14 protein-coding genes are annotated in these 14,412 nt (G+C 68.5%); 7 read left to right on the top strand and 7 right to left on the bottom strand.

Annotated features, from left to right (window positions below):
• Positions 1-84: 84 nt before the first annotated feature.
• Genes rdgB through murI form a run of 3 tightly spaced genes read right to left on the bottom strand, consistent with a single transcriptional unit; the run spans position 85 to position 2,279 of the window.
• Positions 85-678, bottom strand: a complete 594-nt coding sequence (gene rdgB, locus CQ047_RS11360) for an RdgB/HAM1 family non-canonical purine NTP pyrophosphatase (RefSeq protein WP_105675285.1) — start codon at positions 676-678, stop codon at positions 85-87.
• Positions 678-1,412, bottom strand: a complete 735-nt coding sequence (gene rph, locus CQ047_RS11365; RefSeq protein WP_105675287.1) for a ribonuclease PH — start codon at positions 1,410-1,412, stop codon at positions 678-680. Before rph ends, rdgB begins: the two co-directional genes overlap by 1 nt.
• A 30-nt stretch (positions 1,413-1,442) precedes the next feature.
• Positions 1,443-2,279, bottom strand: coding sequence for a glutamate racemase (gene murI / locus CQ047_RS11370; protein ID WP_105675289.1), 837 nt, complete (start codon positions 2,277-2,279; stop codon positions 1,443-1,445).
• A gap of 63 nt (positions 2,280-2,342) precedes the next feature.
• Between murI and CQ047_RS11375 the strand changes: the two genes are divergently transcribed.
• Positions 2,343-3,668 (top strand): nicotinate phosphoribosyltransferase, encoded by a 1,326-nt coding sequence (locus tag CQ047_RS11375; protein WP_105675291.1) that lies wholly within the window; start codon positions 2,343-2,345, stop codon positions 3,666-3,668.
• Positions 3,669-3,674: 6 nt separating this feature from the next.
• On the opposite strand, the gene CQ047_RS11380 is transcribed toward CQ047_RS11375, so the two are convergent.
• Genes CQ047_RS11380 through CQ047_RS19115 form a run of 3 tightly spaced genes read right to left on the bottom strand, consistent with a single transcriptional unit; the run spans position 3,675 to position 7,121 of the window.
• A complete protein-coding gene (locus CQ047_RS11380) occupies positions 3,675-3,941 on the bottom strand; it encodes a DUF3039 domain-containing protein (protein WP_028503536.1) in 267 nt (88 codons plus the stop codon).
• 40 nt (positions 3,942-3,981) lie between these two features.
• A complete protein-coding gene (locus CQ047_RS11385) occupies positions 3,982-5,547 on the bottom strand; it encodes a hypothetical protein (RefSeq protein WP_105675293.1) in 1,566 nt (521 codons plus the stop codon).
• Entirely contained in the window at positions 5,523-7,121 is a 1,599-nt protein-coding gene (locus tag CQ047_RS19115; RefSeq protein WP_258132607.1) for an ABC transporter ATP-binding protein, read from the bottom strand. The genes CQ047_RS11385 and CQ047_RS19115 overlap by 25 nt, the downstream gene beginning before the upstream one ends.
• A gap of 251 nt (positions 7,122-7,372) precedes the next feature.
• On the opposite strand from CQ047_RS19115, the gene CQ047_RS11395 reads away from it, so the two are divergent.
• The 6 genes from CQ047_RS11395 to CQ047_RS11420 all read left to right on the top strand — a co-directional run bounded on the left by CQ047_RS11395 (position 7,373) and on the right by CQ047_RS11420 (position 12,932).
• Positions 7,373-8,065: an NTP transferase domain-containing protein gene (locus tag CQ047_RS11395; protein WP_105675295.1), complete on the top strand. Its 693-nt coding sequence runs from the start codon at positions 7,373-7,375 to the stop codon at positions 8,063-8,065.
• Positions 8,066-8,149: 84 nt separating this feature from the next.
• Positions 8,150-9,139, top strand: a complete 990-nt coding sequence (locus tag CQ047_RS11400; RefSeq protein ID WP_258132608.1) for a hypothetical protein — start codon at positions 8,150-8,152, stop codon at positions 9,137-9,139.
• Between the two features lie 77 nt (positions 9,140-9,216).
• Positions 9,217-9,519 (top strand): hypothetical protein, encoded by a 303-nt coding sequence (locus tag CQ047_RS11405; protein ID WP_105675297.1) that lies wholly within the window; start codon positions 9,217-9,219, stop codon positions 9,517-9,519.
• Positions 9,520-9,638: 119 nt separating this feature from the next.
• Complete coding sequence (locus CQ047_RS11410) at positions 9,639-11,027, top strand: sugar porter family MFS transporter (protein WP_105675299.1); 1,389 nt, start codon at positions 9,639-9,641, stop codon at positions 11,025-11,027.
• Positions 11,028-11,121: 94 nt separating this feature from the next.
• Positions 11,122-12,711 carry an acyl-CoA carboxylase subunit beta gene (locus CQ047_RS11415; RefSeq protein WP_181155916.1) on the top strand — a complete coding sequence of 530 codons (1,590 nt, stop codon included), beginning with the start codon at positions 11,122-11,124 and terminating at the stop codon, positions 12,709-12,711.
• Positions 12,711-12,932 (top strand): acyl-CoA carboxylase subunit epsilon, encoded by a 222-nt coding sequence (locus CQ047_RS11420; protein WP_105675303.1) that lies wholly within the window; start codon positions 12,711-12,713, stop codon positions 12,930-12,932. The genes CQ047_RS11415 and CQ047_RS11420 overlap by 1 nt, the downstream gene beginning before the upstream one ends.
• 209 nt (positions 12,933-13,141) lie before the next feature.
• On the opposite strand, the gene CQ047_RS11425 is transcribed toward CQ047_RS11420, so the two are convergent.
• Positions 13,142-14,341: an ROK family transcriptional regulator gene (locus CQ047_RS11425; RefSeq protein ID WP_105675305.1), complete on the bottom strand. Its 1,200-nt coding sequence runs from the start codon at positions 14,339-14,341 to the stop codon at positions 13,142-13,144.
• Positions 14,342-14,412: the final 71 nt, after the last annotated feature.

Genomic DNA, 14,412 nt, shown 5'->3' on the forward strand with positions numbered 1-14,412 from the left:
CCAGGCTAGACCGGGCCCACGCCCCGAGGACGTGGTTCCGGCTAGTCGGGAATGGTGATGATTCTCAGTTCGCCCGGTCGTCCGTCACAGCTGCGCGAGCAGCGGTCCGAGCTCCATGAAGGCGCGGGCGCGGTGCGACTGCGCCTGCTTCTCCTCCGCGGTGAAGTCGCCCACCGTGCGCTCCTCGCCCGCCGGCTGACCGTCCGGGATGAAGATCGGGTCGTAGCCGAAGCCGCCCCCGCCGGTCGCCGTGTGCGCGAGCCGCCCCGGCCACTCCCCCACTACGACGTGCTCGGCGCCCTCCGGGGTCACCAGCGCGATCGCGGAGGTGAAGTGCGCCGCGCGGTGCGGGTCGGCGATGTCGCGCAGCTGGTCGAGCAGCAGCTCGAGGTTCGCCACGGCATCCTTCTTCTGCCCCGCCCAGTACGCCGAGAACACGCCGGGCGATCCGCCGAGCACGTCGACGCAGATGCCGGAGTCGTCGGCCAGCGCCACGAGCCCCGTGTGAGCAGCAGCAGCACGCGCCTTCAGCAGCGCGTTCTCGGCGAACGTCACGCCGTCCTCGACCGGCTCAGGGCCGTCGTAGCCGATGATCTCCAGGTCGGGGCGGGTCGACGCCGTGATCTGCTGGAACTCCGCCACCTTGTGCGGATTGTGCGTGGCGAGGACGATCTGCATCAGCCCGCGAGCGCCTTCAACTGGAGCTCCTTGAGGTCTGCGCAGCCGGCGACGCCGAGGTCGAGGAGGGCGTCGAGCTCGCGCTTGTCGAAGGGCGCGCCCTCGGCGGTGCCCTGCACCTCGACGAACAGGCCCCGACCGGTGACGACGATGTTCATGTCGGTCTCGGCGCGCACGTCCTCGACGTATGCCAGATCGAGCATGGGCTCTCCGTCGATGATGCCGACGGACACCGCGGCGACGGAGTCGAGCAGCGGCGTGGAGTTCCGGCCGATGAACTTCTTCTCCCGGCCCCACTCGATCGCATCGGCCAGCGCGACGTAGGCGCCGGTGATCGCGGCGGTGCGGGTGCCGCCGTCAGCCTGCAGCACGTCGCAGTCGATCACGATCGTGTTCTCGCCCAGGGCCTTGGTGTCGACGACGGCGCGCAGCGCCCGGCCGATCAGACGGGAGATCTCGTGGGTGCGGCCGCCGATGCGACCCTTCACGCTCTCGCGGTCGTTGCGGCTGTTCGTCGCCCGCGGGAGCATGGCGTACTCGGCGGTGACCCAGCCCTTGCCCTTGCCGGTGAGCCAGCGGGGCACGCCGTTCGTGAAGGATGCGGTGCACAGCACCTTGGTCCCGCCGAAGCTGATCAGGGCAGAGCCCTCGGCCTGAGCGCTCCAACCCCGTTCGATGGTGATCTCGCGGAGCTGGTCGGTGGAGCGGCCGTCGGCGCGGACGATGGATGACATGGACTTCCTTCGGTCAGGGGATTCGGTGGTTCAGAGCGATTCGATGACGGACGCCGGAAGGTCGATGACCCCGGTCTGCACGAGCTGGACGTCGCGGACCTCGCGACCCATCAACCGGTTCGCGAGTGCGGTGAACTCGACCGTCGAGTCCCCGGTGGCCTCGTAGACGTAGGTCGCCGTGGCGTCCGGCGGTGCGAGCAGGTCACCGCGCACGAGCTGGCGGTAGACGTCTCCGGCGGTCTCGTCATCGCTCGACACGAGCGTCACGCCCTCCCCCATCACGTAGCTGATCGCTCCGCGCAGGAAGGGGTAGTGGGTGCAGCCGAGGACGAGCGTGTCGACGCCGGCATCCCTCAGCGGAGCCAGGTACTCCTCCGCCACCGCGAGGACCTCGGGGGTGCCGGTGATGCCGGCCTCCACGAACTCGACGAATCGCGGGCACGCGGCCGTGAAGACCTCGAGCGTCTCGTTCACCTCGAGCATGTCCTGGTAGGCGCGGGAGCCGATCGTTCCGACCGTGCCGATCACGCCGACGCGTCCGTTGCGCGTGGTCGAGACGGCGCGGCGCACGGCCGGACCGATCACCTCGACCACGGGGACGTCGTAGCGCTCTCTGGCGTCGCGGAGCATCGCGGCAGAGGCGGTGTTGCAGGCGATCACCAGCATCTTCACGCCCTGGTCGACCAGGGTGTCGAGGACCTCGAGCGAGTAGCGTCGCACGTCTGCGATCGGCTTGGGACCGTACGGCGAGTGCGCCGTGTCGCCGATATACACGAACGATTCACGGGGCAGCTGGGCCCTGATGGCCCTCGCCACCGTGAGCCCGCCGACACCGGAGTCGAAGATTCCGATCGGGGCGTCATTCATGACTCCCCAGCCTACCCGCGCGCACACGACGCGCTCTCCGCCGCGCTCACTAAGCTGAAGCCCATGACGACGTCGACGGCGCTTCTGACCGACCGCTACGAACTGACCATGCTCGCCGCCGCGCTCCGCGACGGCACCGCGTCGCGCCCGAGCGTGTTCGAGCTGTTCTCCCGCCGCCTGTCGGGTGGACGCCGGTTCGGCGTGGTCGCCGGTACAGGGCGCCTGCTGACCCTCCTGCGGGACTTCCGCTTCGGCGACGACGAGCTGCGATTCCTGCGCGACAACGACGTGGTCAATGCCGACTCGCTGACCTACCTCGAGAACTACCGCTTCACCGGATCGATCCGCGGCTACCGCGAGGGCGAGCTGTACTTCCCCGGCTCCCCCATCCTCACCGTGGAGGGGACCTTCGCGGACGCCGTCGTGCTTGAGACTCTGGCCCTCAGCGTCCTCAACCACGACTCCGCCGTCGCGACCGCGGCATCGCGCATGAGCATCGCCGCGGGCGAGCGCCCGCTGGCGGAGATGGGATCGCGACGGGCCGCCGAGCACTCCGCCGTGGCCGCCGCCCGTGCCGCGTACATCGCCGGCTTCGGCGCCACGAGCAACCTCGAGGCCGGTCGCCGATGGGGCCTGCCCACCATGGGCACGGCCGCCCACTCCTGGACGCTTCTGCACGACAGCGAGGAGGACGCCTTCCGCGCGCAGATCGACAGCCTCGGCACCGGCACCACGCTGCTCGTCGACACCTACGACATCCGCACCGGCGTCGAGACCGCGATCCGCGTCGCCGGCACCGGACTCGGCGGAGTGCGCATCGACTCCGGCGACCTGCCGATCGTCGCGGCGGAGGTCAGGGCGCAGCTCGACGAGCTCGGAGCCACGGGCACCAGGATCACCGTCACCAGCGACCTCGACGAGTACGCGATCGCGGCACTCGCCGCCTCACCCGTCGATGCCTACGGCGTGGGAACCTCCGTCGTCACCGGCTCCGGCTACCCGACGGCGAGCATGGTCTACAAGCTCGTCGCCCGGCAGGACTCCGACGGCGCCTGGATCGGCGTCGCCAAGGCCTCGGCCGACAAGGCGTCACACGGAGGCAGGAAGGCGGCGTTCCGCACGCTGACCGACGGCGTGGCGTCGGAGGAGACCGTGGTCGTCTCCGACGGTTTCGAGAAGCTCGACACCCCGTCGGAGCATCCGCAGGGCCGCCCGCTGCAGGTGACATTCGTCGAAGCGGGAGACATCGACACCTCTTACGAGGGCGTCGAAGGCACGGCATCCGCTCGCGCGCACCATCTTCGAGTGCGCGAGGAACTGCCCGTTCGCGCCCTCGCGCTCAGCAAGTCCGACCCGGCGATCCCGACGGTGTTCGTCGACGCCGACTGACGTCGGTCAGCCGACCATCGACTCGTAGATCTCCTTGCAGGTGGGGCAGATCGGGAACTTCTCCGGGTCGCGACCCGGCGTCCACTTCTTGCCGCACAGCGCGCGCACCGGCTTGCCGGTGATCGCGGACTCGAGGATCTTGTCCTTCTTCACGTAATGCGAGAAACGCTCGTGGTCGCCCGGTTCGAGGTTCTCCTCTCGGAGGAGCTCTTCCAGTTCGCGATCAAGCGTTGCCACGCCGCCCTGATCGGGGCTGTCCAGCGGAGTACTCATCCCGCGAGTCTAGTCGCGCGAGGAGCTCAGCGGGCGGGTCTCACGCGGTCTCGACGAACTCCATGAGACGTTCGCCTCCGCGCTCGAACACGCGACCGCCGACGGCGACCCCGATCACCAGCGCACCGGCGCCTGTCGCGATCCCTGCCCACAGCGTGGCGGGGGCGAACTCCGAGCCCTCGACGATCGTGAGCACGAACAGCCAGATCGTCGGGATGCTCAGGACGATGGCGCCGAGGAACGCGGCCGCCGGACCGAACGCTCCGCGCGAGGTCGGCCGCTGCGGCTGCTGGAACGGGCTGTCGCCGGGGCGCGACACCGCGTAGGGCGCGACGACGGAGACGATGCTGGAGATGCCGAGCGCCGAGAAGAGCAGGCTCGCGGCGAGGCCCGTCAGGGGCAGGAGCAGCCGCCAGTCGGAGATCCAGAGCAGCGTCAGCGGCACCGCGATCGCGAGCACGGGCACGGCGACGAGCACGACGGGCACAAGGCGCCCCAGCCGATCCGGGATGCCGCGAACCCCGCTCGCGATGTGCGTCCACAGGGCGGTCGAGTCGTAGGCGACGTCGTTGTGCGGGAGCCAGCCGAAGAACAGGGCCATCACCGGCACGGGGACGAGCGCGGCGATCTCGAGCGGGACGCCCGCGACCAGCAGCGGGAACACCGTGAGGACGCCGGCGACGGGCACCACGATGAGGTTCATGATGTAGCGGCGATCGCGGAGCCAGTAGACCAGGCTGCGGGCCGCGATCGCGCCGAACGCGTTGGAGGGCAGGAGACCGAACCAGCCGAGTCCGGTGCGCTCCCGAGAGGTCACCGGCCGTTCGGTCGTGGTGAGCAGCCGTCTGACCAGCCAACTCCAGACGACCCAGAGCACCGCGGCCGTGAGCACGGCGATGATGCCGGCGACCCAGGATCCTGCCGTGTCGTCGACGGCCACGGCGAAGAGGAAGCCGGGGCTCGCTGCGAGCGGTGTGAGGCCGACGGTGTCGGTGATCGACGCCACGGCGCCCGGCACATGCCCGTCCCAGCGAAGGGAGGCGAGGAAGACGGCGACGGGGAACGCGATGACGACGAGGGCGAGGGCGAACAGCGCCGTGAGCTCGCGGGAGCGCCGCTCCGGGAGCACCAGCGCGTTCACGGCCATGCCGATGCGCGAGGCCAGCAGCGTGGTCAGCACCCCGAGCAGGGTCATCAGGACGGCGGCGGGCCAGGGGGCGCCGAGCTGCACCGCGACGACGCACACGCAGACGTTCACCGCGAGGAGAGCGACACTCGGCACGCTGACGAAGGCGGCCAGCACCAGTATCCACGGCATCTGCTTCTCATCGACGCCGAACACGGCGAACCGACGGGGATCGAGCTGGTCGACGGCTCCGACGAGGATCGGACCGACCAGGAAGCCCAGGAGGATCGCGGCGCTGCCGAGCACGATCACGGTGCGCGCGACGGCGACAGGCACGTCGTCGAGGCTCAGGACCGCGGCGCAGACGACCGCCGTGATCGCCACGACGACGACGAGCATGACGAGGGTGCGTCCCCGTCGTTCGCCGCGCAGCGCCCCGATCAGGAGCGCAGCCCTCAGTCGGAGAACGTGTGCAGCCACTCGAGCCCCTCCACTTCGCCGATACCGCCGGAGAGCTCGACGAACCGCGCTTCCAGCGTCTGTCCGGCGCGCACGTCCTCGATCGTCCCCTCGGCGAGCACGTCGCCGCCGACGATGATCGCGACCCGCGAGCAGACGCGCTCCACGAGGTCCATGCCGTGGCTGGAAAGGATGACGGTTCCGCCGTGCGACACGTAGGCCCGCAGGATGTCGAGGATGACAGCGGACGAGACAGGGTCGACGGCCTCGAACGGCTCGTCGAGGACGAGGACGCGCGGCGAGTGGATCATCGCGCCGGCGAGCATGATCTTCTTCGTCATGCCCGCGGAGTAGTCGGAGACGACACGGCTGAGTGCGTCGCCGAGATCGAACGCTCTGGCCAGGTCTCCGACGCGCTTCTCGATGACGTCGGAGGCAAGCCCCCGGAGCAGCCCGTAGTAGAAGAGGAGCTGACGACCGGTGAGCCGGTCGAACGTGCGGAGCCGGTCGGGAAGCACGCCCATCACCCGCTTGGCGGCGAGGGGCTGGGCGGCCTGGTCGATGCCGCAGATCACCACGCTGCCGGCATCGGACCGGAGCAGCCCGGCGACGATCGACAGCGTGGTCGTCTTGCCCGCGCCGTTCGGTCCGACGATGCCGTAGAAGGATCCGGCCGGGACGGTGAGGTCGATGCCGTTGACCGCGGTGTGGTCGCCGAAGCTCTTCACGAGGCCGCGGATGCGGATCGCCTCGGTCCCGGAATCCGCGGGCACGTCGCGCGCAGGCTCGGAGGTCTCGGCAGGATCGGATGCCGCCGCACCGGGAGTGATCTCCTCGACGCTGTCCACCTCGGGGCTGTCCGTCTCGGGGCTGTCCACCTCCTCGATCACGACCTCGTCGGCCGGAACGTGCTCGGCCACAGGGAGGTCCTCCTGCGTCGGAGACTCCCCCGGCGCCGATGCGTGCTCGACAGGTTCGTGCTCTTCGACGACGATCTCCTCGATCAGGTCCGACGTCGACTCCACCGCGACGGGAGCCTCAGCGGCCTTCGCTTCCTCGGCAGCCTTCGCCTCAGCCGCCTTCGCCTCCTCGGCGGCCTTCGCCTCGGCGCGCTTCGCAGCTGCGGTCTTCGCAGCTGCGGTCCTGGCGGAGTTGGTCTTCGCCGTGGCCGTGCGCGCGGAGGTCTTCGCCGCCGCCGTGCGTTCGGCTGCGGCCTTCGCCGCGGCGGTCTTCGCGGGCGTGGTCCGGGGAGCCGGGCTCTTCGCCGCGGCGGTTCCGGCCTTCGCGGCCGCGGCTCGAGCCGTCGACGAGGTGCCACGCGGAGCGGTCGCTCGCGCGGCCGAATTCTTCGCGGCAGCGGTGCGCGCCGCGGCAGCCGTCGTCCTCTTCGGCGTGCGCGGCGTCTCCGCGTCCTCCGTGCGAGCCGGCTCGGCGATCGCCTCGACGGTGGTGGCGGCCTTCGAGGCCGCTGACTTCGCGGGAGCGCGCTTCACCGGAGGCTTCTTCGCCGGCTCCTTTCGCGCCGGTGTCTTCTTCGCAGGCGTGCTCGCGGCGTCGCCCACCTCTTCGGTGCGGTCGTCGGGGGAAGCAGTCACTGTTCGAGGGTATCAACGGGGTCCCGCCATATCCGGTCCGACGCAACATTTCGCCCTCCGAATCAGCCGTATATCCTGAGTCCTGACGGATGTCGCTCGAATCTGAGTGTTCCGTGTGTACTCGATCACGAAATGGCAACGGGGCCCCAAAGCCCCGGGGCTTCCCAGCCCGAATCGCTACCATGAACTCGGCACGAAGAAGTGTCTGGTCGGTGAACCGACCGTGAACACACTTTCCTTTAGGAGCACTCGTGACTCTTCAGACCGTCATCCTCGCCGCAGGCATGGGCTCACGCCTCGGCCGTGCACTGCCGAAGCCGCTCACCGAACTGAGCGACGGCCGCACGATCATGCGCCAGCAGCACGACAACATCCGTGCAGCCTTCGGTTCCGACGCTCGCATCACCACGGTGGTGGGCTATCGCGCCGAGACCGTCATCGAGGCGTTCCCCCACGTCAACTACGTCCACAACGAGCGCTACGACGAGACCAACACGTCGAAGAGCCTGCTGCGCGCGCTCGGAGCGACGGGCAAGTCCGGCGTGCTGTGGATGAACGGCGACGTCGTCTTCGACCCGATGATCCTCGGCCGCGCCGCCGCGTACATCGAGCGCGACCAGTCGTTCGTCACGGTCAACACCTCCAAGGTCAGCGACGAAGAGGTGAAGTACACGGTCACCGCCGAGGGCTTCATCAAGGAGCTGTCCAAGACCGTCAAGGGCGGTCTCGGCGAGGCCGTCGGCATCAACTACATCTCCTCCGCTCACAAGAAGGCCTTCATGCGCCAGCTGCAGCGTGTCGAGGACCAGGACTACTTCGAGCGCGGCCTCGAACTCGCGATCGCCGAAGACGGCATCCTGCTCGAGCCGATGGACGTCTCCGACCTGTACGCGGTCGAGGTCGACTTCGCAGAAGACCTCGAGCGGGCGAACCTCTTCGTCTGATCCGCTGCTGCTTCGTCCGAATGCCCGCCCCTCCGGGGGCGGGCATTCGGCGTTTTCGCGGGTGCGCTCCCTAGTATCTGAGTCATGGGGACGAAGGTGCAGAAGATCCATTCCCTCCCTGACGGCTCGCCGTGGGACAAGGGAGTACCGCCGACCGGTTCGGACGAGCATCCGTTCGCGATCCGCGGTCTCGATCGCGTGCTGTCGATCCAGCGGCCTCTCGTGCTCGCGCACATCCGGAGCATCCGTCTTCGGCACCCGCACGCGACGCCGGCGGAGATCATCCGCATCCTCGAGATGCGATACCTCGCCGCCGTGACGACCGGCGGCGCCGCCGTGGGGGCGACGGCGGTGATCCCCGGCATCGGAACAGGCGTCACGCTCGCGCTCTCCGGGGTCGAGACGTTGGGCTTCGTCGAGTCGACCGCACTCTTCGCTCAGTCCGTCGCGGAGGTGCACGGCATCGCCGTCTCGAATCCCGATCGTGCGCGAGCTCTGGTCATGACTCTGATGCTCGGCAAGGAGGGCGTCGCGCTGGTCGGCCAGCTCGCCGGACAGGCAGCCGGGCGCGGAGGCACCAGAACGGCCTATTGGGGCGAGCTCGTGACGAAATCGCTCCCCCGCGCCGCCGTCGGGCCCATGGTCGATCAGCTCAAGAGCATGTTCGTGAAGCAGTTCGCAGCGAAGGGCGGGGCGTCGTTCATCGGAAAGGCACTGCCGTTCGGTGTCGGTGCGGTCATCGGCGGCACCGGCAACCACATTCTCGGCAGGAGGGTGCTGACCACTTCGCACCGCGCTTTCGGCGCCGCTCCTGTCGGACTGCCGCTCGAGTTGGAACCGGTGGACGGCGCGGAGAAGCTCGAGCTGCGGATGCTGCACGGCGCGCAGTTCGTCGGCGGCGCTGTGGCGAGCGCGGCCGGCACGGCCGCACGCGGAGTGACCTGGGCTGGCCGCAAGGCGCTCTCCGTCGGTCGACGCCCGAAGTCGGACACGGCGGAGGTGGAGAGCCTCGGTTCACACGCCCTGCCCGATGACCTCGGAGCCGATTCATCGTCCACAGCGACCGATCGCTGATCCGTTCTCCACAGATCCTTCGGGCTCGAGTCCGACGCGGGGACAGAAGGTCGGCGGCCGCTCCTAGCGTGACCCGCATGCCGAGACCCGCTGTCCCTTCCTTCGTTCCGTTCCCCTCCGCGTACCGCGTTCCCTGGCACGTCTCGCGTGCGGATCCCGCCCACCCCCTCGTGATCAACCACGCGGCAGAACCCGCCGACTTCGTGCGAGTGTTCCGGGATGACGGCGGTCGGGATCGCACGCAACTGTGGGGGCAGGTCCTCCCCGCCGAGCAGATCGAGGTGTGCCTGTGCGCGGCTGACCTCGACGAGGTGATCGTGACCGTAGCCTGGTTCCGTCAGGCAGACGGGTTGGAGTACGTGTGGAGGTTCGTCGCATGACGACGATCGACCACGCATCCGATCCGTCGGCATCGGTCCGAGTTGACACGAAACCGTCGCGAGGGCCGTTCTCACCACACAGGCCGCATCTGGTGCATCGGCCGAAGGAAGGCAGCGAGATGCACGCACTCACGGAGACGCCGAGGTTGACGCGTCTCGCGATCATGATCGGCGTCGCGGCCGCAACCGTCGGGATCATCTACGGCTACGACTCGTCGAACATCGGCGGAGCGCTCATCTATCTCACCGAGGAGTTCAGACTCGACGCCGCAGGACAGGGCCTTCTGGCCACCACGGTGGTCGTGGGAGAGATCGCAGGCGCGCTCTTCGGCGGCGCACTGGCGAACCGCATCGGCCGGAAGCCGACGATGGTCCTCGTCGCATCGACCTTCACCCTCTTCTCGCTGCTGAGCGGCATCGCTCCGAGCCTGGAGTTCCTGATCGCGGCTCGCTTCCTCCTCGGACTCACGATCGGGGTCTCGGTCGTCGTCGTCCCGGTGTTCGTTGCGGAGTCCGCACCGACCCGCTCACGAGGCGCCTTCCTCGTGCTGTATCAGGTGGCGACGGTGTCGGGCATCGTCCTCGGCTACCTCATCGCCATGGCGCTCGCGCCGACCGGGAGCTGGCGATGGATGCTGGGGCTCGCCGCCGTTCCGGGAATCATCATCACCGTGCTGCTCCTGCGCCTCCCCGACACGGCGCGCTGGTACATCATGAAGGGGCGCACGGCCGAGGCGAGAAAGGCCCTCACCCAGATCGAGGGCGACGCCATCGACATCGATGCCGAGATCGAGACCATCACCGCGGGATTCGCGACCGCCCACACCTCCGGCTGGCTCGACCTGCTGCGACCGCCCTTCCTTCGCGCCACGCTCTTCGTGGTCGGACTCGGGTTCTTCGTTCAGGCGACCGGCATCAACGCGATCGTCTATTACAGCCCGAGCATCTTCAAGTCGATGGGCTACACCGACCACGTGACCCAGCTCGGGTTCAGTGCCCTCGTCCAGGTCGCCGGTCTCATCGCGGTCTTCATCGCTCTGCTCGTGATCGACCGCATGGGGCGCCGCCCCGTGCTCCTCATCGGCATCGGAACGATGATCGCGGCGAACGCCCTCCTCGTCGGCGTGTTCCTCGTCGGCGGCGGGGCGTTCGACGGAGCGCTCACCGTGCTGGGCTTCATCGGGCTGATCCTCTTCACCGCCGGTTTCACCTTCGGCTTCGGATCCCTCGTGTGGGTGTACGCCGGAGAGGCCATGCCCGCGCATCTGCGTGCTCTCGGCGCGACCGTCATGCTCACGGCCGACCTCGTCGCGAACGTCATCGTGGGGCTCGTCTTCCCCTCTCTCCTCCAGTCGGCGGGCGGCGCGGGCACCTTCGCGATCTTCGGCGTGATCGCGGTGCTCGCCTTCGGTTTCGTCACCTGGCTGGCACCGGAGACCAAGGGACGCCCGCTGGAGGACATCGGCCGGTTCTGGGAGAACGGCGGGTCCTGGACGGCGAAGGGATGAGCCGGATCCTTCGACGAGAGTCGCCAAAGGATCCGGCGCCCCGTTGTGGCGAGCATCCAACGGTCATGCCCGCCCCGACGCTAGGGTGGAAATCGTGACGGAAAAGCCCGAACTCTTGACCACCGCCGGCCGCATCGCAGACCTCCGCGCGCGCTACAACGAAGCCGTTGTCGACGCCGAGAAGGTCGCGCAGGAGAAGCAGCACGCGAAGGGCAAGATGACCGCCCGCGAGCGCATCGAGCTCCTCGTCGACCCCGGCAGCTTCGTCGAATTCGATGAGTACGTGCGCCACCGCACGACCGCGTTCGGCATGGACCGCAACCGCCCGTACGGCGATTCCGTCGTCACCGGCGTCGGCACGATCCACGGACGCACCGTCGCGGTCTACTCGCAGGACTTCACGACCTTCGGCGGATCGCTCGGCGAGGTCTCCGGCGACAAGATCATCAAGATCATGGAGTTCGCCCTCACCGGAGGCATGCCCATCATCGGCATCCTCGACTCCGGCGGCGCGCGCATCCAGGAGGGCGTGCTCGCCCTCAGCAAGTACGGCGAGATCTTCCGCCTGAACACCCGCTCCTCCGGTGTCATCCCGCAGATCTCGATCATCATGGGGCCGGCGGCCGGCGGCGCGGTGTACGGACCCGCGCTCACCGACTTCGTCATCATGGTCGACAAGACCAGCCAGATGTTCGTGACCGGCCCCGACGTCATCAAGACCGTCACCGGCGAGGACGTGGGCATGGAGGAGCTCGGTGGTGCACTGACGCACAACACCCGCTCCGGCGTCGCGCACTACCTCGCAGAGGACGAAGACGACGCGATCGACTACGCGCGCACGCTGCTCGGCTTCCTTCCCGACAACAACATGGCGGAGATCCCGGGATATGAGAGCGGCTTCGAGTGGGAGACCACGGATGCCGACCGCACGCTGAACACGATCATCCCCGACTCCGCGAACCAGCCCTACGACATCCACACCGTCATCGAGCACGTCGTCGACAACGGCGACTTCATCGAGGTCCAGCCGCTGTTCGCCCCGAACATCGTGATCGGCTTCGGCCGCGTGGAGGGCCGCTCCGTCGGCATCATCGCCAACCAGCCGTCGCAGATGGCCGGAACGCTGAACATCGAGGCTGGCGAGAAGGCCAGCCGGTTCGTCCGCTTCTGCGATGCGTTCTCGATCCCGATCGTGACGCTCGTCGACGTGCCCGGCTACCTGCCGGGCACCGATCAGGAGTGGACGGGCGTCATCCGCCGCGGTGCCAAGCTCATCTACGCCTACGCCGAGGCGACGGTGCCGCTGGTCACCGTGATCCTGCGCAAGGCCTACGGTGGCGCGTACATCGTGATGGGCTCGAAGCAGCTCGGCGCCGATGTGAACCTCGCCTGGCCGACGGCCGAGATCGCGGTCATGGGCGGACAGGGCGCCGTGAACATCCTGTACCGCGGCGAGATCAAGAAGGCCGAAGAGGCCGGCGAAGACGTCGCAGCCGTGCGCACGCGCCTCGCCAACGAGTACACGTACAGCGTCACGAGTCCGTTCCTCGCCGCGGAACGCGGAGAGATCGACGGCATCATCGAGCCCGCGAACACGCGCGTCTCGATCGCTAAGGCCCTGCGAGCGCTTCGGGGCAAGCGTGCGGAGCTACCCCCGAAGAAGCACGGGAACATCCCGCTGTGATGGACCCGTCAGAGTCCCTGCCGCCGACCGTCGAGATCACACACGGCACGGCGACCGAGGAAGAGCTCGCCGCCCTGATCGCGGTCGTCAGCGACGCCTACGCACGCGAAGAGGAAGCCGCGGTCGCGGCGGAGACCCGCGTCTCCGCCTGGGCGCGCACCCAGCGATCGCTGCGCACGCCGTTGCGCCGCGACATCCCGTGGGGGCGCTTCTCGGGGTGATCCCGCGATTCCGTGCGCGGTACACCGCGGCCGCGTGAGAGAGTCTGCGGATCCGCGGGCCCCCCAGCCCACGGATCGCGCAGACACACTTTCGCCGAATCGACAGCGGAATCAGATACCGCGGTCTCCCCAGATCGGCGCACACGCAATAATACATCGATTAGAGTTATTGATGTCAAGAGGGCGCGCCGAAATCCCCGCGCCGGAGGTCACTCCTCCAGGTAGAGGTCGGATGCCCGCGGGGTGAGCACCGAGTCGAGCACGACGCATGCCGCACCGACCGCGCCGACGTCATCGCCGACCACCGTGCCGTCCACGGGGAGCGTGTGCACGGCCTTCGTGGCGCTGAGCCTGTCCAGGAGCGTCGGGATCTCGGCCAGGTACACCTCGGCCAGGCGAGACCAGAACGGGCCTCCCAGCACGACCCTGTCGACGTCGAGGACATTGGTCAGGGCCGCGATCAGCACCGTCAGATGCTCGGCTGCACGACGCAGCACCTGCAGAGCGGGCTCGTCACCGGAGGCAGCCCGCTCGCACAGCAGCGTGAAGCGCGCCTCGACGGCCTCGACATCGCTGCCCTCCCGGTCGTCGACGAAGACTCCGGCGCGCTCGGCCTGCTCGACGATCGCCTGCGGGGTGCACACCACCTCGACGCACCCGCGCATCCCGCACAGGCAGGACGGTCCGTCGGGGTCGACGATGATGTGTCCGATCTCGCCGAAGTTCCGTGTCGAGCCGCGCGCGGGGTCCCCGTCGCGCACCAGGGCCGCTCCGATCCCCGTTCCGAGGTACACGAAGAGGAACGAGTCGTCAGCGGGCCCGTGGCCGGTCCACAGCTCCCCCACCGCGGCCGCCGTCGTGTCCTTTTCCAGAGTCACGTCGAATCCGGTCGCCTCCGCCAGGACGGCTCGCAGCGGGACCCGGTGCCATCCGTGCAGTTTCGGAGGATCGATGACGGTGCCCTTGGCGGCATTCAGCGGCCCAGGCGCCGCCACGCCGATTCCTGCGACATCATCGCGAGCCACACCGGCATCCGCGATCAGAATGTCCACGGCCTGCGCCATGACATCGACGATCCGTCGCGGATCCTTCGCGGGCGTCCGGACGACCCGGCGGCGCACGACCGATCCGGTGAGATCGAGGAGCACGAAGGTGATCACGGCCGGATCCAGGTGGATGCCGATCGAGAAGCGGCTGTCCGCGACCAGTCGCAGGGTGATCCGGGGCTTTCCTGGCCCGTTGATCGTGCGCCCTGCCTCGGTGATCAGACCATCCTCGAGCAGTCGCCGCGTGATGTTCGTCACCGTCTGCGCCGACAGGCCCGTGGCGTCGGCGAGCTCGATCCTGCTGAGCCCCTCACCGGAACGACGAATCGCCTCCAGGATCACGGACTGATTGAAGTCACCCATGCGGGGGAGATTCGTACCTCGGCGTATGCCCATCGTCCTATCCTTCCGCATCCGCCGCCGATTCGTGTCCC

The sequence above is a fragment of the Microbacterium sp. MYb72 genome (assembly GCF_002979415.1).
Classification (GTDB): Bacteria; Actinomycetota; Actinomycetes; order Actinomycetales; family Microbacteriaceae; genus Microbacterium; species Microbacterium natoriense.